This window comes from Streptomyces sp. NPDC055140 (assembly GCF_053607285.1).
Genome location: NZ_JBSGTG010000149.1, coordinates 1 through 2,321, shown reverse-complemented (window position 1 = coordinate 2,321; position 2,321 = coordinate 1). Strand labels below are relative to the sequence as shown.

Annotated in this window: 1 protein-coding gene; it reads right to left on the bottom strand. The window is 64.5% G+C overall.

What is annotated here, in order from left to right:
* Positions 1–1,245: 1,245 nt before the first annotated feature.
* A partial coding sequence (locus tag ACWFR4_RS48435; RefSeq protein ID WP_453658335.1) for a YncE family protein occupies positions 1,246–2,321 on the bottom strand: 1,076 nt, incomplete at its 5' end.

Here is a 2,321-nt window from a genome sequence, read left to right as displayed (position 1 = left end):
TCCGAACGGTGTCCTGGAGCCGTTCAAGGCATATCTCAACGTCCGCTTCGCGGCCGGACACACCAACGCCACCAGCCTCTTCAACGAGATCAAAGAGCGCGGCTATCGGGGCAGCACCCAAGTGGTCCGCCGACACATCGCGGCCCTGCGAAGCGGCACCGCGGAACCCGTCCGCGTAGCCATCCCAGCCCCCGCAAAATCACGGGCTGGATCATGCGGGACCGCGACCGCCTCACCGCGGGTGAGGTCGAGCAACTTGAACAAGTCCGCCTCGCCTGCCCGGACATCGCCCGAGCCTGCGACCTGGCCCGCGTCTTCCGCGACCCGGTCCGCAAACGCCGAGGTCACCTGCTGCTGGAGTGGATCCGCCAGGCCGAAGGTGACCCACGGCCCCATGCGGTCCTTCGCCGGATTTCTCCGCTAGGACCTCGACGCCGTCACCGTCGATCTCACCTTCGAATGGAGTTCAGGAATGGTGGAAGGGCACGTCAACCGCGTGAAAACCCTCAAGCGGGCTATGTACGGGCGGGCTTCCTTCCGTCTCCTTCGCGCCCGAATCCTCATCCGACCTTGATTCAGGGGACGATACTGTCTCGCCAGCTGCCCACCGACGGGTACGGTCACCCCCTGTGTGCTACTACGCCGAGAAGCGCTACAAACTGCACTACGCCTGCGTGACGTGCCGCATCGCGTTCAAGCAGCACCCGGGCCTTGACGAGCACCGATGCCCCCGTTGCTCCAAGCCAATGGCCTGCGCCGGCCACGACTTCGCGGCGCCCCGACGCCGGGATGCCAAGTCATGGACCGTCGTCGCCGCGGTCCTGAATGCCGGATTGCGTTACGAGGGCCGGGCGCCCTGTGGCTGCGGCAAGGAACCCAAGTTCCGCCCCTGCACCCGAGCCCAATTGCGGGCACGTCGCATCGAAGCCGCACGAACTGGCACTCCATTGGCTGACATGCTCGGACGCTCAGACCCACAAACACCGGCATGACTTGCCCCGGCGGGCCGACCTGACCACAAGATCATTCACGGAACTCCGGACAGAGCCCTGAAGCTCCCCACCCGGTGTTCAGGGGTTCCCAGGCCTGCTCACCCAGCCAGGTCCAGGGTCAGTTGTAACGCGGGTCAGGCCACCGCCCGGAGCGGCACCTGAACATCCTCACAGTCGTATCGCCAGGCCAGGCCCACTGGGCGTCAGTCAACGACACACCAGGCCAGCGATCGGATGATCTGATGGAAACGGCCTAACCGCCGGCAAGGTCGATCGCGGATACCGTGCCGTCGCCGCGGTTGGCGACGTAGACGCGGTTGCTGTGGGGTTCGAAGGCCAGTCCCTGTGGGTGGGAGCCGACGGAGATCCTGGAGGTCACGCTGGCGGAGCTGGGATCGATCACCCTGACCAAGCCATCGGGGTGGGTGACGTAGACGCCGCCATGGGAATCAACCGCCACACCGGTCGGGCTCGTGCCGACGTCGATCTCTGAGACGTCGCCGGACGCCATGTCGATCAGCGACACCGTTGTGAAGCCGGAGTTGGCGACATAGACGCGGCGCTTCTGGGGATCTATCGCAATACCTGTGGGGTGCTGTCCGACGGGGATACTCCCGATGATGCCGTGGGTCGTGGGATCGATCACCGACACCTTGTTGTGGTCGGGTCGCGTGACGAAGACGCGGTGACTTACGGGGTCAACCGCCACACCGAGAGGACCCTCGACTTCGCTGAAGTCAAGGGACAGGGCGGGGGGATCGCTGCTGCTTCCAATGATCGACACCCTGTCAAGACCGCGGTTGGTCACGTAGGCCCGACTCATGAGGTGATCGACCGCCACCCTCAGCATGTCGGGTTGCGGAGGGCCTGGCGGGCCTCCGACGACGATGGTGGCGACGAGGGCGTGGAATCTGTCGAGCGCTGTCACGGTGTAATTGCCGCCGTTGGCGACGTAGACGCCGAATTGAGGATCGGTTGCCACGCTCTCCGGGTGGAATCCGACGTTGAGGGTGGCGCTCACCGTGTTCGTGACAGAATTGATCACCGATACGGTGCTGGCACCACTGTTCGTGACGAAGACATGGTCATGAACGTCCACCGCCACACCGACCGGCTTCGCCCCCACGGGGATCGTGGCCACGACACACGGTTTTCCAGTGTTGGATGTTTTCATCGATACACGACTTTCGTTGACCACTGTCATGCCTTGCAGTTGCCGCCTCGACGGGATCGGCACGCGCGACGGCTCAGCCGCCGGTGGAGCCCACGCCGCCTGCGGTATGAAGTACCGGAAGTCAGCACGGCTGGTCACTTGCATGTCGTTGGTAC